General features: G+C 67.2%; 21 protein-coding genes. 5 read left to right on the top strand and 16 right to left on the bottom strand.

The window, feature by feature from the left end; all coding sequences use genetic code 11:
* Positions 1-23: 23 nt before the first annotated feature.
* From ACYQ2W_RS06030 to ACYQ2W_RS05960, 15 genes are all read right to left on the bottom strand, one after another.
* Positions 24-1,067 carry a RodZ domain-containing protein gene (locus ACYQ2W_RS06030; RefSeq protein WP_459864250.1) on the bottom strand — a complete coding sequence of 348 codons (1,044 nt, stop codon included), beginning with the start codon at positions 1,065-1,067 and terminating at the stop codon, positions 24-26.
* Positions 1,057-1,842 carry a type IV pilus biogenesis/stability protein PilW gene (pilW, locus tag ACYQ2W_RS06025; protein WP_459864248.1) on the bottom strand — a complete coding sequence of 262 codons (786 nt, stop codon included), beginning with the start codon at positions 1,840-1,842 and terminating at the stop codon, positions 1,057-1,059. The genes ACYQ2W_RS06030 and pilW overlap by 11 nt, the downstream gene beginning before the upstream one ends.
* On the bottom strand, positions 1,839-2,939 hold the full coding sequence (gene rlmN, locus ACYQ2W_RS06020; protein ID WP_459864246.1) for a dual-specificity RNA methyltransferase RlmN: 1,101 nt from the start codon (positions 2,937-2,939) through the stop codon (positions 1,839-1,841). Before rlmN ends, pilW begins: the two co-directional genes overlap by 4 nt.
* 248 nt (positions 2,940-3,187) lie before the next feature.
* Entirely contained in the window at positions 3,188-3,382 is a 195-nt protein-coding gene (gene iscX / locus ACYQ2W_RS06015) for a Fe-S cluster assembly protein IscX (RefSeq protein ID WP_459864305.1), read from the bottom strand.
* Between the two features lie 133 nt (positions 3,383-3,515).
* Positions 3,516-3,857, bottom strand: coding sequence for an ISC system 2Fe-2S type ferredoxin (gene fdx / locus ACYQ2W_RS06010; protein ID WP_459864244.1), 342 nt, complete (start codon positions 3,855-3,857; stop codon positions 3,516-3,518).
* Between the two features lie 134 nt (positions 3,858-3,991).
* Positions 3,992-5,863: a Fe-S protein assembly chaperone HscA gene (gene hscA, locus ACYQ2W_RS06005; protein ID WP_459864242.1), complete on the bottom strand. Its 1,872-nt coding sequence runs from the start codon at positions 5,861-5,863 to the stop codon at positions 3,992-3,994.
* Between the two features lie 308 nt (positions 5,864-6,171).
* Positions 6,172-6,699, bottom strand: a complete 528-nt coding sequence (gene hscB / locus ACYQ2W_RS06000) for a Fe-S protein assembly co-chaperone HscB (protein ID WP_459864240.1) — start codon at positions 6,697-6,699, stop codon at positions 6,172-6,174.
* A 150-nt stretch (positions 6,700-6,849) separates the two neighbouring features.
* Positions 6,850-7,173, bottom strand: a complete 324-nt coding sequence (iscA, locus tag ACYQ2W_RS05995) for an iron-sulfur cluster assembly protein IscA (protein WP_459864238.1) — start codon at positions 7,171-7,173, stop codon at positions 6,850-6,852.
* Between the two features lie 12 nt (positions 7,174-7,185).
* Entirely contained in the window at positions 7,186-7,566 is a 381-nt protein-coding gene (iscU, locus tag ACYQ2W_RS05990) for a Fe-S cluster assembly scaffold IscU (protein ID WP_459864236.1), read from the bottom strand.
* A gap of 102 nt (positions 7,567-7,668) precedes the next feature.
* Positions 7,669-8,883, bottom strand: a complete 1,215-nt coding sequence (locus tag ACYQ2W_RS05985; RefSeq protein WP_459864234.1) for an IscS subfamily cysteine desulfurase — start codon at positions 8,881-8,883, stop codon at positions 7,669-7,671.
* A gap of 48 nt (positions 8,884-8,931) precedes the next feature.
* On the bottom strand, positions 8,932-10,050 hold the full coding sequence (locus tag ACYQ2W_RS05980; RefSeq protein ID WP_459864232.1) for a cysteine desulfurase family protein: 1,119 nt from the start codon (positions 10,048-10,050) through the stop codon (positions 8,932-8,934).
* Positions 10,051-10,067: 17 nt separating this feature from the next.
* A complete protein-coding gene (gene iscR, locus ACYQ2W_RS05975) occupies positions 10,068-10,541 on the bottom strand; it encodes a Fe-S cluster assembly transcriptional regulator IscR (RefSeq protein ID WP_459864230.1) in 474 nt (157 codons plus the stop codon).
* Between the two features lie 57 nt (positions 10,542-10,598).
* Positions 10,599-11,420 (bottom strand): serine O-acetyltransferase, encoded by an 822-nt coding sequence (gene cysE / locus ACYQ2W_RS05970; RefSeq protein ID WP_459864228.1) that lies wholly within the window; start codon positions 11,418-11,420, stop codon positions 10,599-10,601.
* A gap of 220 nt (positions 11,421-11,640) precedes the next feature.
* The gene (gene trmJ, locus ACYQ2W_RS05965) at positions 11,641-12,396 is read right to left on the bottom strand and encodes a tRNA (cytosine(32)/uridine(32)-2'-O)-methyltransferase TrmJ (protein ID WP_459864226.1); all 756 of its coding nucleotides are present in this window, start codon (positions 12,394-12,396) and stop codon (positions 11,641-11,643) included.
* Between the two features lie 67 nt (positions 12,397-12,463).
* On the bottom strand, positions 12,464-12,670 hold the full coding sequence (locus ACYQ2W_RS05960) for a hypothetical protein (RefSeq protein WP_459864224.1): 207 nt from the start codon (positions 12,668-12,670) through the stop codon (positions 12,464-12,466).
* 237 nt (positions 12,671-12,907) lie between these two features.
* Between ACYQ2W_RS05960 and ACYQ2W_RS05955 the strand changes: the two genes are divergently transcribed.
* A complete protein-coding gene (locus ACYQ2W_RS05955) occupies positions 12,908-14,284 on the top strand; it encodes a DUF4139 domain-containing protein (RefSeq protein WP_459864222.1) in 1,377 nt (458 codons plus the stop codon).
* Positions 14,285-14,320: 36 nt separating this feature from the next.
* Entirely contained in the window at positions 14,321-15,940 is a 1,620-nt protein-coding gene (locus ACYQ2W_RS05950) for a hypothetical protein (RefSeq protein WP_459864220.1), read from the top strand.
* Here ACYQ2W_RS05950 and ACYQ2W_RS05945 read toward each other — a convergent pair.
* Positions 15,886-17,475 (bottom strand): CAP domain-containing protein, encoded by a 1,590-nt coding sequence (locus ACYQ2W_RS05945; RefSeq protein WP_459864218.1) that lies wholly within the window; start codon positions 17,473-17,475, stop codon positions 15,886-15,888. The two genes, ACYQ2W_RS05950 and ACYQ2W_RS05945, sit on opposite strands and share 55 nt — an antisense overlap.
* A gap of 288 nt (positions 17,476-17,763) precedes the next feature.
* On the opposite strand from ACYQ2W_RS05945, the gene ACYQ2W_RS05940 reads away from it, so the two are divergent.
* The 3 genes from ACYQ2W_RS05940 to ACYQ2W_RS05930 all read left to right on the top strand — a co-directional run bounded on the left by ACYQ2W_RS05940 (position 17,764) and on the right by ACYQ2W_RS05930 (position 22,808).
* On the top strand, positions 17,764-19,563 hold the full coding sequence (locus ACYQ2W_RS05940) for an ABCB family ABC transporter ATP-binding protein/permease (protein WP_459864216.1): 1,800 nt from the start codon (positions 17,764-17,766) through the stop codon (positions 19,561-19,563).
* A 230-nt stretch (positions 19,564-19,793) separates the two neighbouring features.
* Positions 19,794-21,428, top strand: a complete 1,635-nt coding sequence (locus ACYQ2W_RS05935) for a methyl-accepting chemotaxis protein (protein WP_459864214.1) — start codon at positions 19,794-19,796, stop codon at positions 21,426-21,428.
* 234 nt (positions 21,429-21,662) lie between these two features.
* Entirely contained in the window at positions 21,663-22,808 is a 1,146-nt protein-coding gene (locus tag ACYQ2W_RS05930; protein ID WP_459864212.1) for an HD-GYP domain-containing protein, read from the top strand.
* The last annotated feature ends 78 nt before the right edge of the window (positions 22,809-22,886 follow it).

The following is a 22,886-nucleotide window of genomic DNA, read 5'->3' as shown; positions in this document are numbered from 1 at the left end:
CCGGGCGGGATCGGCGGGCGGGATCAGCGACCGGCGGCAGCGGCCGCGTCCGCCTCGGGGTCGATCTCGCCGATGGTCAGCTTGGCGATGTTGGCCTGGGTGTAAGGGGCGAGATCGAAGGGCGACCCATCCACCTCCAGGGTGACGGCATTGGCCCGACCGAACAGCGCCTTGATCGGCGGCACCCCGTCCACGGTCGCGGTCTCCCCCGCCTTGGCGATGCGGAACAGCAGCTTGGTCCCCTCGCTGTCGACCACCTGGCTCCAGCAATCCTGGCTGAAGCGGACCACCAATCGGGTGCGACCAGCGTCGGCAGGCTGGGCACGGTCGGCGGCGGCCTGCGGTTCCGCTGGCTCGACCGCCGCCTCCGCCGCGGGGGTCGTCCCCGTCGGCGGCACCTCTACGGCGGCAGGCTCCTCCTCGGCCGGAGGCGGCTCGATCGCGGCGGCATCGTCCTCCGCGGCCACCTCCGCGGCAGCCGGCGGCGGTTCCCCCACTTCCGGCAGGGCGCCGGCAGCAGGACCGTTCCACGCCGCCGCGCCATCCCCCTCGCCGACCACCGCGGGATCGGCGGGAGAGGAGGTATCGGCGATGGGCATTGCCCCACCGTTACCGGCTTGCTGTTGCTGCCACCAGACCAGACCGCCTCCGGCCAACCCGAGCAACAGCACCACCACCACCAGCCACCCGGCGCCCCCTCCGCTGCCACTTGAGCCCCGTTCGCCGACCCCGCGCAGCCGATCGCTCTGGGCCGCCGTGGTCTTCAACGGCGAGACGCCGGAGGCCTCCTCGTAGCGGGTGATCATCGCCTCGGCGTCGAGGCCGAGCAGGCGGGCGTAGTTGCGCAGATATCCGCGCACGAAGATCGCCTCGGGAAGGGAGGCGAAGTCGTCCGCCTCCAGCGCCTCGATGACGTTTCGGTGCAGGTTGAGCCGGTTGGCCGCCGACAGCACGTCGAGGTTCATCCGCTCGCGCTCCTGACGCAGCACCCACCCCGGTCCCACCGTCCCGGCACCCATCTCGGCAGCCTCCATCGACGACTCCTGATTTACGGCGTTAGCGTTCATGGTCCTCCATCCGTCGCATCAGACGGGCCTCTTCCGATTGGGGAAATTGATTCTTCAGTCGCAACTGGTAGCTGGCAACGGCATCCCGGTCACCCAGCGCCCGCTCGGTGAGGATGCCCAGCCAGAGGGTCTCGGCGCTCTGCTTCTCCACCGCCAGATAGCGCTGGAGGAAGGCGCGGGCCTGGAGGAACTCCTGGCGCTCGACGCTGATCCGCGCCATCTCCAGCAGGGCCTGTGCGTAGGTGGGGGCGATCTGCAGGGCCTTGCGCAGGTACTCCTCCGCCTTCTCCCCGTCGCCCGCCTTGCGCAGGCAGAGGCCGGCGTTGGCGTAGGCCACCTCGGGGGTGCGGTAGAGCGGGTTGGCCAGGGCCTGGAGGAAGCGCTGCTCGCCCTCCTCGAAGCGCCCCTGCTTGCACAGGAACTGGCCGTAGTTGTTCTGCGCCATGGAGTCACCGCGATCGAGGTTGGCGGCACGCCGGTAGTGCTCCTCCGCCCGCTCCGTTTCGCCGAGCCGTTCGTAGAGCAGGCCGAGGGCATTGTGCGCGGCAGGCAGGTCGGGGTCCTGCTCCACCGCCTTGCGCAGCTTGTTGAGGGCGCGCTCCAGATTACCCTTGCGCAGGTAGGCGATCCCCAGCTGGACGTTGGCCATGCCGGGGCTATCGCTGTAGTCGCGGGGCGTGACCGAGTCGAGGGGGCGGACACCGCCATCTCCCCCCCGGGTCTGGCAGCCCACCAGCAGCGCCGACAACAGCAGGGGGAGCAGCAGCCGCTTCACGCGCCCACCCCACGGACGGCGAAGCGCTCGCTGCGGCGGGTGCGGTCCTGCACCCTTCCGACCAGTTGGCCGCAGGCGGCATCGATGTCGTCGCCGCGGGTCTTGCGGGTGATGGTAGTCACCCCACTCTGCACCAGGATGTCGCGAAAGCGGTCGATCACCGGTCGGCTGGAGCCCTGGTAGGGTGAACCGGGAAAGACGTTGAAAGGGATCAGGTTGACCTTGGAGGGGACGCTGCGCATCAGCTTGAGCAGCCGGCGGGCGTGCTCGGGGGAGTCGTTGACGTCGGCCAGCATGGTGTATTCGAAGGTGATCCGGCGGTGCGGCTTGCCCTCCAGGTAGCGGCGGCAGGCGGCGAGCAGCTCCTCGATCGGGTATTTGCGGTTGAGCGGCACCAACCGGTCGCGCAGGGCGTCGTCGGGGGCGTGCAGCGAGACCGCCAGCGAGACCTCGGAGTGCTCGCGCAACCGGTCGATGGCCGGCACCACCCCGGCGGTGCTGAGGGTGACCCGGCGCTTGGAGATGCCGAAGGCGTTGTCCTCCTGCATCACCTCCATGGCGGGGATCACCTGCTCCAGGTTGAGCAGCGGCTCGCCCATGCCCATCATCACCACGTTGGTGATGACGTGGTCGCCGGGGTGCTCGGGCAGGCCGACCAGCCGCTGGGCCACCACCACCTGGCCGACGATCTCGGCGGCGGTGAGGTTGCGGTTGAACCCCTGACGGGCGGTGGAGCAGAAGGTGCAGGCCAGGGTGCAGCCCACCTGGCTGGAGACGCACAGCGTGCCACGCTGGCCGTCGGGGATGAAGACCGTCTCGATGGTGTTGCCGTCGGCCAGGCGCAGCGCCCATTTGCGCGAGCCGTCGGCGGAGGGCTGGTCCGCCACCACCTCGGGCAAACCCACCTCGGCACGCACCGCCAGTTGCTCGCGCAGCCCCTTGCCGAGGTCGGTCATCCGCTCGAAATCGTCCACCCCGCGGTGGTAGATCCACTTCATCACCTGGGTGGCGCGGAAAGGCCGCTCGCCCAGTTCGGCGAAGAAGGCCTCCATCGCCGGGCGATCGAGGTTCAGCAGATTGATCCTGTCGACACTCACGGTTCAGCTCACCAGCTCGGTTGGGGCTCGCACCATCACGCCGCCCGGTTCGTCCAAGGAACGCGAATACGCTCCAAACGCGTCGTTAATACGGAAGCCTGTCAGATAAATCAAGGGAATATCGAATCAGCCGGGCCGGATGGAGAAAACCCGCGGCGAGGCGCGGGCTTTGCGTCGTTCGGGAGGCGGGCATTCTACCGCCCGCGGCTCATTTCAGGCAACGGCGGCGCCCGCCGGACCGACGACCGTCACTCCCGCTCCTCGATCCACGCCATCTGGATCGCCTCCAGGATCCGCTCACCGCAATGGTCGGGGTGGTCGTCGAACTCGGGCAGTGCCAGCACCCAATCCATCAGATCGGTGAAGCGGACGGCGCGCGGCTCCACCTCGGGGTGCGCCTCTTCCAGCTGGATGGCGATCTCCAGGGTATCGGTCCACTTCAGTGCCATGATTCAATCCTCCGGACAGGGTGTGACAGACGGCGTCGGATTTTGCCACGGAGCCACGGAGAACACGGAGCGGTAAAATCGGTCTGCTCCGTGCCCTCCGTGGCTCCGTGGCCGCTCTTCATATGCTCTACCCACGGTGTTCGGAGACCATGTTGATGGTGTACTTGGGGATCTCCACCACCAGCTCGGCCTCGGTCACCACCGTCTGACAACTGAGGCGGGAGTCCGGTTCCAGGCCCCACGCCTTGTCGAGCATGTCGTCCTCCTCCTCGGAGGACTCCGCCAGGGAGTCGAGCCCCTCACGCACGTAGACGTGGCAGGTGGTGCAGGCGCAGGACTTCTCGCAGGCGTGCTCGATCTCGATGTCATTGGCGAGCATCGCGTCGCACAGGGTGGTGCCGGGCGCCACCTCCAGCACCGCCCCCTCCGGGCAGAGCTCGTCGTGGGGCAGGATGATTACCTGGGTCATATTCAGTTCCTGATTGGGTGTCCGTAGGAGCGGCCCCCAGGCCGCGATGAGCCGAGGCAGCGGGGCCAAGGAGATTTTCGGTGGTTATCGGTAAGGGCGCCATCGCGGCCTCGGGGCCGCTCCTACAGGGGATCTCATTTGAACTCATCGACCTTATGGCCGGCCAGCGCCTTTTTGATGCCGGCGTCCATGCGCCGGGAGACGAAGGTCTCCGCCTCGCGCTCGGCGGTCTCGATGGCCGAACGAATGCCGATGGCGTCGCTCGCCTCCACCGCGGCGATCAGCTCGGCCAGCTGCTTGTCCAGATGGGCCCGCTCCTCGCGGTCGAGCAGGTCGCCGTCGGCGGCCAGCGCCGACATCAGCGCCTCCACCACCCGCTTGCCCTCGACCCGCTGCTCCGCCAGGCGACGGGCGTCGAGGTCGTCGTGGGCGTGGGCGATCGAGTCGCGCAGCATCTGCTCCACTTCCGAGTCGGTGAGGCCGTAGGAGGGCTTGATCTCGATCGAGGCGTGGACCCCGGAGATCTGCTCCTGGGCGTTGACGCTGAGCAGCCCGTCGGCATCCACCTGATAGGTGACGCGGATGCGCGCCACGCCGGCGGCCATCGGCGGGATGCCGCGCAGCTCGAAGCGCCCGAGGGAGCGGCAGGCGCTGACCATGTCACGCTCGCCCTGCACCACGTGGACCGCCATCGCCGTCTGACCGTCCTTGAAGGTGGTGAAGTCCTGGGCGCGGGCCACCGGCAGGGTGGTGTTGCGCGGGATGATCTTCTCCACCAGCTCGCCCATGGTCTCGATGCCCAGTGACAGCGGAATGACGTCGAGCAGCAGCATCTCGTCGTCGGGCTTGTTGCCGGCGAGGATATCCGCCTGCACCGCCGCACCGATCGCCACCACCCGGTCGGGGTCGATGTCGACCAGCACCTCGCGGCCGAAAAACTCGCTCACCAGCTCGCGCACCCGCGGCACCCGGGTGGAGCCGCCGACCATCACCACGTCCTGCACCTCGTCGGCGTCGAGACCGGCGTCGCGCAGCGCCCGGCGGCAGGGGGCGATGGTCTTCTTGATCAACGGATCGACCAGTTCGTGGAACTGCTCGCGGGTAAGCGTCCCCTGCCAATGGGCGCCATCCGCCAGCTCCAGCTTGATCTCGGTGGTCTCGTTGTCGGTCAACGCCTCCTTGGCGGCACACGCCTCGCGCATCAGACGGCGTACCTGGGCATGATCGGTATCCTCCTCGATACCGGCCTGGTCCATGATCCACTGGGCCACGTTGCGATCGAAATCGTCGCCGCCGAGGGCGGAGTCGCCGGCGGTGGCCAGCACCTCGAAGACCCCGCGGTGGAGACGCAGGATCGAGACGTCGAAGGTGCCGCCGCCCAGGTCGTAGACCACGTGCACCCCCTCCGGGGCGCGATCCAGTCCATAGGCCACCGCCGCCGCCGTGGGCTCGTTGAGCAGGCGCAGCACATTGAGGCCGGCGACCCGCGCGGCGTCCTTGGTGGCCTGGCGCTGGGCGTCGTCGAAATAGGCGGGAACGGTGATCACCACCCCGGTCAGCTCGCCGCCGAGGCTCAGCTCGGCACGGCACTTGAGGCAGCGCAGGATCTCGGCGGAGACCTCGATCGGGCTGACGTCACCGGCGGCGGTGCGGATCCGCGGCACCGCCGAGCTGGTCTCGACGAAGTCGTAGGGCAGCCGCCCGCCGAGGTGCTTGACGTCGGCCACCCCGCGCCCCATGAAACGCTTCACCGAGCAGATGGTGTTGAGCGGGTCGGCGGTGCAGGCGGCCTTCGCCTCGAAGCCCACCACCGGCGTGGCACCGCCGAGGTAGCGCACCGCCGAGGGGAGGATGTGGCGCCCCTCGCCGTCGGGCAGGGTCTCGGCCTTGCCGGAGCGAACGGTGGCGACCAGGGAGTTGGTGGTCCCGAGGTCGATCCCCGCCGCCAGGCGGTGCTGGTGAGGGGCGGCCGACTGGCCGGGTTCGGCGATCTGTAGCAGCGACATCGATAGGCCTTTGAAATCGTTTGTTTTCCGCAAATGAACGCGAATGAACGCGAATAATTATGAGCAGAAATCCTTGTCCTGGCTCGGGGGGGCACTTCCCGCGTAGGGTGGATTAGCGCCAGCGTAATCCGCCAATTCGAAACGGTTTCCAGCGACGGCACCCCCGTTCCCGGCGGATTACGCTAACGCTAATCCGCCCTACCCGTGCCCCTCTTCCCCCGATTCCTCGATTGCCCGCGAACGCCCACCCGAGGAACGCAATCTTCTCTTCCATTCGCGTTCATTCGCGTTCATTTGCGGACAACTCTTCAATAAAACTCCTCTTCGAGCTTCAGCGCGTCCTCTTCCAGCTTGAGGAAGAACTGCATCTTCAGGGTGATCCCGGCGGCGTGCTCCAGGGCCTCGACGCCGCCATCGGCGAACGCCTCGCCGAGCTCGGTATCCATCCCCTTCAGCGCCCGCCGCACCTCGGCGAGCACCTCTTCCACCGTCTCCATCGGGTCGTCGGCGCCACGCGCCCCCTCCAGCCCCTCGCGGAGCTCCATCTGCTCGATCAGGAACGCCGGCGGCAGTTGACGGCGCTCGTCCACCGGCACGCCGCGCAACTCCAGCAGGTAGCGGGCGCGGCGCTGGGACGACTTGAGGGTCGCGAAGGCGTCGTTGACCAGGCTCGCCCGCTGCTGGGCGATGCGCTTCTCCTGGCCGGAGGCGCTGGCGAAACGGTCGGGGTGGGTCTCCGCCTGGAGTTCACGATAGCGCGCCGCCAACGCCTCCTTGTCGACCGCGAAGACCTCCGCCAGCCCGAACAGCTCGAAGTAGTTCTGTTTCAGATCCACGGGGAAATTCCTGAAGAAGAAGAATTGTCCGCAAATGATAAGAAAATGAACGCAAATAAGAGGAAGACTTCTTCGCGTTCCGCGCCGAAGGCGGAAGCGCTTTTATTTGCGTTCATTTTCTTATCATTTGCGGACAAATCTTTTCTTCTGTTACACGGAGAAGGACTCGCCGCAGCCGCAGGCGGCCTTGGCGTTGGGGTTGTTGAACTTGAACCCCTCGTTGAGCCCCTCCTTGCCGTAGTCCAGCTCGGTGCCGTCGAGGTAGACCATGCTCTTGGCGTCGACGATCACCTTGACGCCGTGATCCTCGAACACCTCGTCGTCCTCGTTCAGCTCGTCGACGAACTCCAGCACGTAGGCCATCCCGGAACAGCCGGAGGTCTTCACCCCGAGGCGCAGGCCGAGCCCCTTGCCGCGGTTGTCCAGAAACGCCTTCACCCGTTCGGCGGCCTGATCGGTCATGGTGATGCCCATGGTCGGCTCCTCCTATTTACGCTTCGACTGATAGTCCTCGATGGCCGCCTTGATCGCGTCTTCGGCGAGCACCGAGCAGTGGATCTTCACCGGCGGTAGCGCCAGCTCGTCGGCGATGTCCTGATTCTTGATCTCGCGGGCCTGGTCGAGGGTCTTGCCCTTCACCCACTCGGTGACCAGGGAGCTGGAGGCGATCGCCGAACCGCAGCCGTAGGTCTTGAACTTGGCGTCCTCGATCACCCCCTGCTCGTTGACCTTGATCTGCAGCTTCATCACGTCGCCGCAGGCGGGGGCGCCGACCATGCCGGTGCCGACGTCGGTCGCCTCCTTGTCCAGGGTGCCGACGTTGCGGGGGTTCTCGTAGTGGTCGATGACCTTGTCGCTGTAAGACATGCTATGTACTCCTCTCGCCCGTTGTCGATCGGGCCGCGTTCGATTCAGTAAATGACCCGGCGCGAAGCGCCCAAACCGCTCACCGCTCCCTGCTCGCCCGCGTCAGTGCGCCGCCCACTGCACCTTGGAGATGTCGACCCCGTCCTTGAACATCTCCCACAGCGGCGAGAGGTCGCGCAGCTTGCTCACCTGCCTGCGGATCAGCTCGACGGTGTAGTCGATCTCCTCGGCGGTGGTGAAACGGCCGATGGTGAAGCGGATCGAGCTGTGGGCCAGTTCGTCGGGACGGCCGATGGCGCGCAGCACATAGGAGGGCTCCAGACTCGCCGAGGTGCAGGCGGAGCCGGAGGAGACCGCGATGTCCTTCAGCGCCATGATCAGCGACTCACCCTCGACGTAGTTGAAACTGACGTTGAGATTGCCCGCAACCCGCTGCTCCAGGTCGCCGTTGAGGTAGACCTCCTCCATGTCCTTGATGCCGTCCCACAGCTTGTTGCGCAGGGTCACCACCCGTTCGTTCTCGCTCGCCATCTCCTCCCTGGCGAGGCGGAACGCCTCGCCCATGCCGACGATCTGGTGGGTCGCCAGGGTGCCGGAGCGGAAACCGCGCTCGTGGCCGCCGCCGTGCATCTGCGCCTCCAGGCGGGCACGCGGCTTGCGCCGCACGTAGAGGGCGCCGATCCCCTTGGGGCCGTAGATCTTGTGGGCGGAGAAGGAGATCAGGTCCACCTTTAGGGTCTGCACGTCGAGCGGCACCTTGCCGGCGCTCTGCGCGGCGTCGACGTGAAAGAGGATCTTGCGCGCGCGGGTCAGCTCGCCGATGGCGGCGATATCCTGGATCACCCCGATCTCGTTGTTGACGTGCATGATCGAGACCAGCACGGTGTCCTCGCGCAGCGCCGCCTCCAGCTTGGCGAGATCGATCAGGCCGTTGGGCTCGGGATCGAGATAGGTCACCTCGAAACCCTCGCCCTCCAAGTGGCGGCAGGTGTCGAGGACCGCCTTGTGCTCGGTCTTGCAGGTGACGATGTGCTTGCCCTGCTTGTGGAAGAAGTGGGCGGCGCCCTTGATCGCCAGGTTGTCCGATTCGGTCGCCCCGGAGGTGAAGACGATCTCCTTCGGGTCGGCGTTGATCAGCTCGGCCACCTGCCGGCGGGCGACGGTCACCGCCTCGTCCGCGGCCCAGCCGAAGGTGTGGGAGCGCGACGCCGGATTGCCGAAGTTGCCCTCCAGGGTCAGACACTCCATCATCTTCTCCGCCACCCGCGGATCGACCGGAGTGGTGGCCGAGTAGTCGAGGTAGATCGGCAATTTCATCATTCACATCTCCATCTCAGGATGTTGATCGTTTGCACCGTGCCGCCGCTAACGCGGCGACACGAGAACCTGTTGCAGGGCGGCCAGGAGCTGATCGACCTCGGCCTCTTCGGTGTTCGGCCCGAAACTGGCCCGCACCGCGCCGAGGGCGGTCTCCCGCGCCACTCCCATGGCGGTCAAGACATGGCTCGGCTCGGTGGAGCCGGAGGAGCAGGCGGAGCCGCTGGAGAGGGCCACCCCGAGGCGGTCGAGACTCATCAGCAGGGTCTCGCCGTCGATCCCCGGGGCGGCGAACATCACCGTGTTCGGCAACCGCTCGGCACCGGCGGCGAAGCGGGTGACCCCGCCGATCGCCGCCAGTCCCACCTCCAGGCGGTCGCGCAACCGCCCCATCCGGACGGCCCGCTCGGCCAACTCGCCCTTCGCCAGCTCGGCCGCCTTGCCGAAGCCCACCAGCCCGGCGACGTTCTCGGTGCCGCCGCGCAGCCCCCGCTCCTGACCGCCGCCGTGGACCAGGGGCTCGATCTCCAATCGCTTGTCCACCACCAGCGCCCCGACCCCCTGAGGCCCGCCGAACTTGTGGGCCGACATGCTCATCAGGTGGGCGCCGCCGGCGGCGAAATCAACCACAATCTTTCCGCAGGCTTGGACCGCGTCAGTATGCAGCCAAGCCCCCGCCGCGATGACCCGCTCGGCGAGCGGCGCGAGCTCCTGCAGGGTGCCGACCTCGTTGTTGGCCAGCATCAGCGAGACCAGCCTCGGCCGCGCCGCCAGCGCCTCCTCCAGGCTCGCCAGGTCGAACCGCCCCTCGCAGTCCACCTCGACCCAGCCGAGGGGATGGCCGTGGCGGGCCAGCGCTTGTGCCGGGGCGATCACCGAGGCGTGCTCGACGCGGCTCACCGCCAGCCCCTCCCCCGACCGCAACACCCCCTTCAAGGCAAGGTTGTTGGCCTCGGTTCCGCCGCCGGTGAAGAGCACCTGGGAGGGGTGGGCCCCGACCAGCGCCGCCACCCGCTCCCGCGCCCGGTCCACGGCACCGCGGACGAGCCGTCCGTAGCGGTGGACGCTGGAAGGGTTGCCGTGGGTGCGTCCGAGGAAGGGGCGCATCGCCTCCATCACCCGCTCGTCGAGCGGCGTGGTGGCGTTGTGGTCCAGATAGACCGGCATCGGTAACAGGCAGCGAACTAGGTAGTCGCCATGCGCTCGCCCGCGCTGCCCTCGGCACGGGCCGGGATCCCGTCTTCGTCACGCAGATCGCGTTTGCGATCCATCAGGTCGCCGAGACTGATGCCGTTGAGGAAATCGTGGATCTGCTGACTCAGATCGGTCCACAGCTCGTGGGTCAGGCAGGGCCGATCCTCCAGACAGTTGCCGAGCCCGCCGCACTTGCGCACGTCCACGCTCTCGTCCACCGCGGTGATCACCTCCGCCACCGCGATCTCGTGGGCCGAACGGCTCAGCCGGTAGCCGCCGCCGGGGCCCCGCGCACTATCCACCAGCCCGCGCTTGCGCAGCCGGGAGAAGAGCTGCTCCAGGTAGGAAAGGGAGATCCCCTGCCGTTCGGAGATGTCGGCCAGCGTGATCGGGCCATCGGTGTAGTGCAGCGCCAGATCCAACATCGCCGTTACGGCGTAGCGCCCTTTTGTCGTGAGCCTCATTGCGTCATCCCACCCGTGTGAATACAATTGAAACTAAAACATATCCGAGAAAAATGGTCAAGTATTTTTCCCGTCCTCCGCCTCATTCCTCTCGCCCTCCTCCGCCGAGTCGAGCCGCTCGCCCGACAGATCGTCCCCGGTGACGATCTCGCAGGCCTCCAGCTCCGGCAGGTCGAGGTCTTCGATGCTCACCCCCAGCTGTTTGAGGGTGCCGCACATCTCCTCCATCCGCTCATCCATCTTGTGGATGTGGTCGAGCATGCAGTTGATCGCGTGGGCCACCGGGTCGGGCATGTCGCGGCTCATGCCGTAGGCGTCGAAGCCGATCCGCTCGGCGAACGCCTTGCGGTGGGCCGGCACTTCGGGGCGCTTACCCACCACCCGGCCGGGGACACCCACCACCGTCGCCCCCTCCGGCACGTCCTTCAATACCACCGCATTGGAGCCGACCCGGCTGTTGTCTCCCAGGGTGATCGGCCCAAGCACCTTGGCCCCCGCGCCGATCACCACCCCGTTGCCCAGGGTGGGATGGCGCTTACCCTTGTTCCAACTGGTGCCGCCGAGGGTCACGCCGTGATAGAGGGTGCAGTCGTCACCGATCTCCGCGGTCTCGCCGATCACCACCCCCATGCCGTGGTCGATGAAGAAGCGCCGGCCGATCCGCGCCCCGGGGTGGATCTCGATGCCGGTGACCCAGCGGGCGAATGTGGAGAGGACGCGGGCGAGCCACTTCAACCCCCAACACCATAGGGCGTGGCTGAAGCGGTGGAAGAGCACGGCGTGGACGCCCGGGAAGGTGGTCAGGATCTCGAAGGTGTTGCGCGCCGAGGGGTCGCGCTCGAACACGCAGCAGACATCTTCGCGAAGCCGTTTGAACATGGGAACGGACGGATACCGGGGGGGGAACGGGCAATTCGTAGCGATTGTATCAGGAATTGACCAATTGCGGGTTCTTGGCGCTCGCGAAAAAATAACTTCCTGTTTCGGGGCGTCGAGACGCCCGTCCGGTAAGGCGCGCAAAGGGGCGCATACTCGTTGTATGCAACCCTTTGCGCAACGCCGCCGGGCGGAGGGCGGATCGGCGTTCCAAAACAGGAAATTATTCTTTCGCGAGCCCTTGGCCTTCGTCTTTCGACGAAGGCCAGTATTGGTGTTGCTCGATGGAGGTGAGGAAACCGCGCAGGATGTTGATCTCATTAGGTGTTGGACGTGCCCGAGCATACAGCAGGCGGAGTCGGCGCAGCAGCTGGCGGGGATTGGCCGGGTCGTGGAAGCCGGTCAGGGTGAGCACCCGCTCCAGGTGCTCGAAATAGCGCTCCACCTCCTCCGCCGGGGCCGGCGCCTCCTTCACCGCCCGCACCTCCGCCGGACTGCGCTCCAGCCCCGCCATGCGCACCTCGTAGGCGAGCACCTGGACCGCCGCCGCCACGTTGAGCGAGGAGTACTCCGGATCGGCCGGCAGATGGACCAGTTGGTGGCACAGCTCCAGTTCCTCGTTGGTCAGTCCCGAGCGCTCCCGCCCGAAGACCAGCGCCGCCTGCCCCTCCTCCGCCACCGCCAGCCGCCCCGCCTCGCGGCCGTCGACCACCGGCCAGTGGAGGCTGCGCGGCCGGGCGCTCGCCCCGAGCACCAGCGTGCATCCCTCCAACGCCTCGGCCAGCGTTCCGCAGACCCGCGCCGCGGCCAGCACGTCATCCGCTCCCGAGGCCATCGCCGTGGCCTCCTCCGCGGGAAAGCAGCGCGGCGAGACCAGCACCAGCTCGTGCAGCCCCATGGTCCTCATGGCCCGGGCCGCCGCCCCGATGTTGCCGGAGTGGCTGGTCTCCACCAGCACGACGCGAATATTGGAACTCATCGGGAACCTCGTCCTGCGCGAAAACGGGGTATTTCAGCAGAAAAGGGCGCACCGGTCGCGCCGCGCGTCAGATCCGCACGAAATAGGGCAGCGCCACCAATCCCGCCCCGACCGCCACCAGCAGGTAGACGTTCGAAATGAAATAGGGAAAAACGAACAGCCCCATGCCGCTCAACAGCGGGACGATCGCCTGCTGCTTCCTGCCATAGGAGAAGAAGCCCAGTCCGATCACCCCGAACACCATGCCCCAAACCAGTTGCGACGTACTTTCCATAGAGCCTTTCCCACTGTGATATAAAAAAACTGCCGGTAACGATTCAGCACCCGATCATAAGGGCAGACTGAACCGCAGATTAATGCAGATTGGCGCAGATTTTTTCCATCTGATCTGCGTCGATCTGCGTTAATCTGCGGTTGACAATGCTTTTCCCCGCGCCCCCGAATTCATCCGGATCGCCCGGCCACGCGCCCCTCTCCACTCTACATCCCATCACCGCCGAGGAGACCCCCCATGCGCATCCTGCCCGCCCTGCTGCTGCTCGCCACGGCACTGCCTGCCACCGCCGAGATCGAGACCACGGGGAAAGACCGCGACGGTCTCTCGCTGACCCTCTACAACAACGACCTGGCGCTGGTCCGCGACCACCGCAGCGTGCGCCTCGAGCGCGGCGAGAACCGCCTCGCCTTCGCCGACGTCGCCGCCCGCATCCGCCCGGAGACGGCACGGCTGTTCGGCGCGGCGACGGTGCTGGAGCAGAACTTCGATTTCGATCTGCTCACCCCGCGCAGCCTGCTGGAGAAATACGTCGGCAAGAAGGTCAATCTGGTGCGCATCCACCCGCAGACCGACCAGGAGCGCGAGGAGAGCGGCACCCTGCTATCGGTGAGCGACGGCGGCGTGGTGTTCCGCATCGGCGACCGGATCGAGACCGGCGGCGCCGACTCGCCGTGGCGCTTCGTCTTCAACGAGGTACCGGAGAACCTGCGCGAGCGGCCCACCCTGTCGATGACCGTGGAAAGCGAGCAGTCGAGCGAACTCCCGCTGGAGCTGGCCTATCTCACCGGCGGCATCGACTGGCGCGCCGACTACGTGGCGGCACTCGACGAGGGCAACGGCAAGATGGACCTCACCGGCTGGGTCACCCTCACCAACCGCAGCGGCACCGCCTACCCCGATGCCGAGGTGCAGCTGATGGCCGGGGACGTTCACCAGGAGCGGCCAGCGGCGGACACCCGGCGGATGGCCAAGGTGATGATGGAGGCGGCGGCCCCCCTGCCCCGGGAGGAGGGGCTGTTCGAGTACCACCTCTACACCCTGGGGCGCCCCACCACCCTGGCCGACAACCAGACCAAGCAGGTGCTGCTGTTGCAGGCCGACGGCATCCCGGTGACCCGTCACTACCGCATCCGCGCCCCGCGCTACGCCCAACCGGGGGTCGACCAGGAGCTGAAGGCGGAGGTCCAGCTCACCTTCCGCAACGACCGCCCCACCCTCGGCCGCCCGCTGCCCAAGGGGGGGATGCGCTTCTACACCCGCGACGGCGATGGGCGCCTGCAGTTCATCGGCGAGAACCGCATCGACCACACCCCGGAGGGGCGGGAGGTGGAGCAGCGGGTCGGCAACGCCTTCGACATCACCGCCAAACGGCGCCAGACCGACGCCAGGAAGCTTTACGGCAGCGAGCGGGAGACGGCGTGGCGGGTGGAGGTGTTCAACGCCAAGGCCCATGATGTGACCGTGGAGCTGCTGGAACCGATGGCCGGCGACTGGCAGATCGTCGAGGAGAGCCTCCCCCACGAGCGGGCGGATGCGGCCACTGCCCGCTGGCAGCTCCACGTCCCGGCGAAGGGTTCGACCCTGCTCACCTATCGCGTCCGCGAAAAGTGATCCGATGCCCCCCCATACCACCCCACCGACCGGCTGTTGATCCCGCTGGCCCTGCTGATCGCCCTCGCCCAGCTGGGGTGGCTGTTGAGCGACCGCGGGGGCGCGGTGTGGATCGGTTTTCCAATCGACGACGCCTGGATCCACCTGGACTATGTCCGCGGTCTGCTCAGAGACGGACTCCCGACCTACAATCCCGGCGTGCCGGAGGCCGGCTTCAGCAGTCCCTTGTGGCTCTTCGCGGTGATGCCCTTCCACCTCGCCGGCGAGGCCCTCGGGCTGCCACCGGCGGTCGGCGTGAAGTTCGCGTCGTGGCTCTTCGGCCTGCTCACCGCACTCTCCCTCGGCACGCTCGCCGGCCGGCTGAGCGGTTCGAAGTGGGCGGCACGGCTCACCGCCGCCCTGCCGCTGCTCCACCCCGACTTCACCTTCTCCATGCTCAGCGGCATGGAGGTGACCCTGGCGGCCTGGCTGGTCATGCTCACCCTCTCCGCCTCGCAGGACGAACGGGTCGGCCGCTGCGGCTTCTACGCCGCGCTGGCGATGCTCGCCCGGCCGGAGGCGGCGATGGTGCCGCTGCTGCTGGCCCCGTTCATCCTCATCGCCGCTCCCCGCGGCGAAGGCGGCAAACGTCTGGTCGCCCTCTTCGCCCCCTCGCTGCTCCTCGGCCTGGGCTGGATCGGCTACACGCTCTGGGCGACCGGCTATCCGCTGCCCTCCACCTTCCTGATCAAATCGTCACCGTGGATCTCCCTCGGCGAGCGGGCCGGCGATCTGCTGCTCTACTGGCGAGTGCTGCTGCCGCGCGACGGGCTGGACGTGCTGATTTCGTCGACGCTGCTCTTCGCCGTCGGGATGACCGCCCTGTGGCGACGGGTCGGCTGGCAGACCACCGGGGCAATGCTGATCGTCCTCCTCGGCAGCGTGGTCGCCACCGGCCTCACCCGATCCCTCAGTCTCGGCTACTACGTCGAACGCTATTTCCACCCCTTCATTCCGCTGGCCCTGCTCTTCGTCGGCATCGGCGGGTGGGCTGCAGCGCGCGCGGTCGCATCGCGCATCGACAACCGCCCGCTGCGCCACACGGTGGCGGTACTGGTGGCGCTGATTGCCCTCGCCCCACGACTGCCCGACTGGTGGCTCACCGCCCGCCTCTACCAGGACTACTGCCTGCACACCCACTGGCTGCATGCGCTGCTCGCGCAGCGTCTCGCCGAACGGGCCCCGGCGGATGCGGTGATTGCGGTGGAGGGTGCCGGCGCCATGCGCTACTTCGCCGATCGTCCGATCATCGACCTGGTCGGCCTCAACGACCACCGGCTGGTGCGGGCGACCCGCTCCCCCGCCGGCTTGACCGGACTCAGCGACCTGCCGGCGACCCACGCCCCGGAGCACGCGATGAAGGTGCTCTGCGCAATGCGCGAACGTGGGGCGTCGCTGGCCGCGGTCCCCGACGAGTGGGGACCGACGCTACTGCGCGGATTCAAGATGCAGCGGATGGACATCGCCCACGTCGATCACTGGGCCATCGCCGGCTACTCCGGACCGCGAACCGTCAGCGTCTTCACCCTCGCCGCGCGGCCGGAACTCGCCGCCGCCTGCGCTCACTCGGCGGCGGCGGAGGCCAGCGAAAAGCGGATCGACGCGAAGTCGGACTGAAGCGCGAGCTGGACGTGGTAGCCACTGGCGCTGCCGCTGGTACCGGCGGCCACCATCACTGTGGGGATGTCGATCTGCCCGCTGGACGCGTCGAAGGAGGCCGAAACGCAGGCGGCTTCGGTACTCACCGCCCGGATCCCGCCGAGGGTGAAGTCGTAGCCTCCCGCCTGTTGCAGGGTCGCCCGGTAGTAGAGCCCGCCCACCTCCACCACCGGCAGGGTCAGGCTGCCGCTGGTCGGATCGAAGCGCGGCAGTTCGACCCCGCCGGTGCAACCGGCCTGGTGGCTGTTGCCGCCGGTGGCGCCGAGCGCCGTGCTGCGATCGATGGTGACGGTGAAGCTGCGCGAACCGGCGGTGAAGGTGGCGTAACCGCCCACCGAACCGCTGATCGAGACGCGCAGCGTATTCTGATCGATGAACGAGGCATCCACCGTGGTGCCGCCACTGTAGGACCACTGCAGCGAGCCGAGCACGTCGCTCCCCGAGGCGGGGGGGAAATAGACCGCAAACTGCGAGCCGGAGCCCACCGAGAGGGTCTCGCCGGTACCGTCGAGGGTAAAGACGTTGACGCCGAGGTCGCGGGTCTGGAAGGACCAGCGCAGGAAGGTGCGCTCACCATCCACCACCAGATCGGCGTCGGCCCGGTATTGGGTATCCCACTCCAGCCGTTCCAGCGGAAAGAGGGCGAACTCCTTGTCGCTGAACTCGCCGTTGGGGTCGCTGGAGGCGTCCAGCAGGCGGACATTGGTCAGGCGCGTGCCGTCGCTCGCCTTGCGCACCGCCAGATCGAGCAGCTGCACCTGGCTGACCTTCTCCTCGTTGAAGCCGATCGACAGCGGATAGCCGGAGACGCTGTAGTCGGGCAGCGGATCGGGACTCTCCTCGAAGAAGGCCGGCGGGATGTCGCCGTTGCCGTCGGAGGGCCACACCACCCGTGCCGGGTTGGCGTCGCGCACCACCGCCAACGCCCCCTCGTAGTCCGACGAGGCGACCCGCCCGTCGTTGGCGCAGGCGACGTAATAGCTCCCGCCACCGCTGAAGCCGTTGTTGCAGGCCGACTCGATGCCGGCGTTGCCCATGTTGTAGACGTAGCGCCCGTAGCTGCCGCTGGCGATGCCGATGCCGAGCTGGTCGACGGAGAAGTTGAGGAAGCCGAAGCGGTGGTAGATCGCCCCCATCAGGCCGTCCACCGAGGCGTAGGCGTCGTCCTGTCCGCCGGAGACGTTCTCCAGCACGTAGGTGGTGGAGTAGCCAGCGGCGACCACCCGATCCGAGACACTCACCCCGGTGAAGGACGAATCCGAGGCGCTCTGGTAGTGGCCACCGCCCAGGTTGTTGACCTCCAGGTAGTTGGCGTGGCCGCGGGCCGCCGTCTCCAACTGGCTGTTGGTGCTGAACGAGGTCATCCCGGCGAGCAGACGCAGGGAGTTGACATAGCTGAAGGCGGTGTCGGCCTGGGCCGAATCGAGCGCTGCCAGCGCGGGCAGCGGGAGCAGCACGGCGGCGAGCAGCAGGGCGTGGCGGGCGCGGTTCATGGCAATCTCCAATAACATCATTCGGGCAGTCTACACCGACGGGCGTGGGTAAACCGCCCCAACCGGTCGTGACGGCACTCTGGGCCCCACTCCGTAGAGACTGGTGCGCCTCGTAACCTCGGCACACCCTACGCTGCCCCAAGACCACCGCCGGTTAGGATTGCACTCTTCGCTCTCCCGCCCCATATTCTGGTTTTCGCCGGCCCCGCACGGAGCCACCGCCCCCGGAACCGGCACCACCCCCAACCGACCACCGCACCCTCCCCCAACCCACGCCGGCGAAAACCAGTGCATCAGACCCGAACCACCCTCCCCTCGCGCGACCGCAACGACTGGCAGACGGTGCGCAAGCTGCTCCCCTTCCTGTGGCGCTTCCGCTGGCGGGTGGGGCTGGCGCTCGCATCCCTGCTCGCGGCAAAGGGGGCCAACGTCGGCGTGCCGCTGGCGCTGAAGGAGATCGTCGACGCCCTCGACCCCTCGCTCAGCCCGGTCACCGTGCTACCGCTGACGCTGCTCGTCGCCTACGGCCTGCTGCGCATGGCCTCCTCGCTGTTCAACGAACTGCGCGACTCGATCTTCGCCCGGGTGCGCCATGGGGTGACCCGCGAGATCTCCACCCGGGCGCTCGGCCACCTGCATACCCTGTCGCTGCGCTTCCACCTCGACCGCCGCACCGGCGGGGTGGCCCGCGACATCGAGCGCGGCTCGCGCAGTGCAGCCTCCTTGCTCAACTACCTGGTCTTCAGCATCCTCCCCACCTTCGTCGAGGTGGGGCTGATCACCGCCATCCTGCTCGCCAACTACGACGTCCGCTTCACCCTGATCACCCTCGGCACGGTGGGCCTCTACGTCGCCTTCACCTTCTTCGTCACTGAGTGGCGGATGAAGTACCGGGTGACCATGAACGCCGAGGACTCCAAGGCCAGCGGCCACGCGGTGGACGGGCTGCTCAACTACGAGACGGTCAAATACTTCAACAACGAGGGGCTGGAGCTGGAGCGCTACGGACGCTCGATGCGGGCGTGGGAGGAGGCGGCGGTGAAGAGCCAGACCTCCATGTCGGCGCTCAACTTCGGCCAGGGGGCGATCATCGCCGCGGGGCTCACCCTGGTGATGCTGCTCGCCGGCCGCGAGGTGGTGGCGGGAACCATGAGCCTCGGCGATCTGGTGCTGGTCAACACCTTCCTGCTCCAACTGTTCATCCCGCTGGGCTTCCTCGGGGTGGTCTACAGTCAGGTGAAGCACGCGCTCTCCGACATGGAGCAGCTGTTCAAGCTGCTGGAGCGGGAACCGGAGATCCGCGACCGCGAGGGCGCGCCAGTGCTGGCGGTGGGCGGCGGCGAGGTGCGCTTCGAGAACGTCTCCTTCGCCTACGAGCCCGACCGGCCGATCCTCCACGACCTCTCCTTCACCATCGCGCCGGGCCAGAAGGTGGCGGTGGTCGGTGCCAGCGGCGCCGGCAAGTCGACCCTCTCACGACTGCTGTTCCGCTTCTACGAGGTCAACGGCGGACGGATCACGGTCAACGGCCGCGATCTGCGCGAGGTGACCCAGGCGAGCCTACGCGCGGCGATCGGCATCGTCCCCCAGGACACCGTGCTGTTCAACGACACCCTCTATTACAACATCGCCTACGCCCGCCCCGGGGCGAGCCGCGAAGAGGTGGAACGGGCGGCGCGCATGGCGCATCTCGACCGCTTCATCGCCACCCTGCCGGCGGGCTACGAGACGGTGGTCGGCGAGCGCGGCCTGAAGCTCTCCGGCGGCGAGAAGCAGCGGGTGGCGATCGCCCGGGTGATCCTCAAGGCGCCGAAGATCCTGGTCTTCGACGAGGCCACCTCGAGCCTCGACTCCAGATCCGAACAGGCGATCCTCGACGCGCTGCGCGAGGTGGCCGCAGACCACACCACCCTGGTGATCGCCCACCGCCTCTCGACCATCGTCGACGCCGACCAGATCCTGGTGCTGGAAGGAGGGCGGATCGTCGAGCGGGGCAGCCACGACGGACTGCTCGAACGGGGCGGCGCCTATGCCCACCTGTGGACCCTCCAGCAGCGCGAACGGGAACGCCCTGCCGACGCCGCCTGAGCCCTTCCGAACGCCGCCCCCCCTCCGCGCAATCTTCGCTGGACCCTGGTAAACAGGCGGTTGCACCCACAACCCGGAAAAGGGGAAAAATCCTACCTCGACGTAGCGAAATAAATTAGTATTTCGAAAGATAAACCAATATTGATTATTGGAAAAAATACGGATATCCCGACGAGAGGACCAGCGAGGTCCCGTTTCGAAACAGCCTGATTCTAGGGAGTCTCAACGAAATGAATGCGCTGCTGAACCAGATGCGCGTCGCGCACAAACTGTGGCTGGTGGTGGGGATCGCCCTCGTCGGCCTGGGGGCGCTGACCACCTACAACCTCTTCCAATACCGCCAAACCCTGCTCGAGGACCGGCAGTTGAAGACCCGCCACGTGGTCGAGACCGCGTGGAGCATCCTCGGCCACTTCCACGATATGGAGAGCTCCGGGCTGGTCTCCCGCGAGGAGGCCCAACGACAGGCGATGGAGCTGGTCAAGGGCCTCCGCTACGAGGGGAGCGAGTACTTCTGGATCAACGACATGCAGCCGAAGGTGCTGATGCACCCGATCAAGCCGCAGCTCGACGGCCAGGACGCCTCCGGGATCAAGGATCCCAACGGCAAGCGGCTCTTCGTCGCCTTCGCCGATGAGGTCAAGCGCAACGGCGCCGGCTTCGTCGACTACCTCTGGCCGAAACCCGGCAGCGACCGGCCGGTGCCGAAGACCTCCTACGTCAAGGGCTTCCAGCCGTGGGGCTGGATCATCGGCTCGGGCATCTACATCGACGACGTCGACGCCCGCTTCTACGCCGAGGCGCTGCGCTCCTCCGGGCTGTTCGGCCTGCTGCTGCTGCTGGTGATCGTCTTCGCCTCGTTCGTCGTGCGCAGCATCACCCGTCCGCTCGGCGAGCTGCAGCGGGTGATGGGCGAGGTGGCCGACCACGGCAACCTTACCGTCCGCGCCCGCCTCGACCAGCATGACGAGGTGGGCCACATGGGCAGCGCCTTCAACGGCATGCTCGACCACCTCAACCGCTTCGTCGGCGAGGTGAGACAGGGCATCGAGCAGCTCTCCGCCTCCGCCCACCAGATGGCCGCGGTCACCGAGCAGACCAGCCGGGGGGTGATGACCCAGCGCAGCCAGACCGATCAGGCCGCCACCGCCATGAACGAGATGTCGGCTACCGTCCAGGAGGTGGCGCGCAACGCCAGCGAGGCGGCCGACGCCGCCCGCAGCGCCGACCGGGAGGCGAACAACGGCAAGCGGGTGGTGAGCACCACCATCGACGCCATCGACAACCTCGCCGGCGAGGTGGAGAAGGCCTCGCAGGTGATCCACAAGCTGGAGGAGGACACCGACGCCATCGGCACCGTGCTCGAGGTGATCCGCGGCATCGCCGAGCAGACCAACCTGCTGGCACTGAACGCGGCCATCGAGGCGGCCAGGGCGGGCGAGCAGGGACGCGGCTTCGCCGTGGTCGCCGACGAGGTGCGCACGCTGGCCACCCGCACCCAGCAGTCCACCGAGGAGATCCAGCAGATGATCACCACCCTGCAAGGCGGCGCGCGCGACGCGGTATCGGTGATGGAGGAGGGGCGCAATCAGGCCCGGGCGAGCGTCGAGCAGGCGGCCAAGGCGGGGGAGTCGCTGAACGCGATCACCGAGGCGGTGACCCGCATCAGCGACATGAATACCCAGATCGCCTCCGCCGCCGAGGAGCAGTCGGCGGTGGCCGAGGAGGTCAACCGCAGCGTGGTCAGCATCAGCCAGGTGGCCGATCAGACCGCCGCAGGTGCCCAGCAGACCTCCGCCTCCAGCACCGAGTTGGGACGCCTCGCCGGCACCCTGCACGAAATGGTGGAGCGCTACAAGATTTAGTCTGAAGAGGACCATCCAACGCAATGGGGCGAAGGCGCAAAGTGCGCAAAGGTTGAAAAGGCGAAAATGCCTTCATCCTCTTTGCGCCGTTTGCGCCTTCGCGCCTTTGCGTTGAAATCTCTTCTCACGTCAAACCCGCTTCAGGCCCCGCCGGACGACGCCGCTTGTGTCCGCCTCGCCCGATTTGGTACTAATGGACGCCTCCCCACCACTCGCGGATTGCACCACCCTTTCATGGACACCCCGGTCGACATGTTCGCCCACCGCGATCCGCTCAAGGCGCTGGACGGCAATCTCCCGCTGGCACGCAAGGTGGAGTTCATCCACCGCCATCTGCGCGCGCACTACGACTTCGTCGACCGTATCGCCATCGCCCTGCACGAGCGCGATACCGACCTGCTCAAGACCTTCATCCACTCCAGCGGCGAAGACCGCCCGCTAAGCCACTACCACACCCGCCTGAGCGATGCCCCATCGCTGCGCGAGATCCTCGAACGGGGTACCCCGCGGGTGGTCAACGACCTCTCCATCTTCGCCGCCAGCGGCCACGAACACGCCCGCAAGATCAGCGAACAGGGCTACGGCGCCAGCTACACGTGGCCGATGTACTACCAGGGGACGTTCTTCGGCTTCATCTTCATCAACTCCTACCGCAGGGGGTGCTTCAGCGACCGGGTGCTCTCCCACATCGACCCGATCCTGCGCCTGCTGGCGGTGGTGGTGGTGAGCGAGCTGAACAGCCTGCAGACCCTGACCGCTGCGCTGAAGACCACCAGCGACCTGACCCGCCACCGCGACAACGAGACCGGCACCCACCTCGACCGGATGGCCCGCTACGCCCAATTGATCGCCCGCGACCTGGCCCCACGCTACGGCTTCGACGACGAGTACGTGGAACACCTGTTCCTCTTCGCCCCGCTGCACGACGTGGGCAAGATCGCCATCCCAGACAGTATCCTGCTCAAGCCGGGCCGGCTCGACGGCGAGGAATTCAAGGTGATGCAGACCCACACCCTGCGCGGACGCGAGATCATCGACCAGATGATGCGCAACTTCGACCTCGACCGCTCGCCCCACGCCGAGCTGCTGCGCAACATCGCCGTCCACCACCACGAGGCACTCAACGGCAGCGGCTATCCGGCCGGATTGAGCGGCGAGAACATCCCCATGGAGGCGCGGATCATCGCGGTGGCCGACGTCTTCGACGCACTGACCAGCAAGCGCCCCTACAAGGAGGCATGGGAGATCGACCGCGCCTTCGCCACGCTGTTGGAGATGGCCGACGAGAAGCTCGACCGCGACTGCGTCGCCGCCCTCATCCGCCACCGCGAAGAGGTCGAGTCGATCCAGCAGACCTTCGCGGAAGACCCGATCGGCTGAGCGACCGGCGCCGCCGCACCGGGGAGTAACACTCCCCTGAAATCATCATCAACCGCAGATTAACGCAGATGGGCGCAG

The sequence above is a fragment of the Endothiovibrio diazotrophicus genome (assembly GCF_054657215.1).
This window is presented reverse-complemented; position numbering and strand designations above follow the sequence as displayed.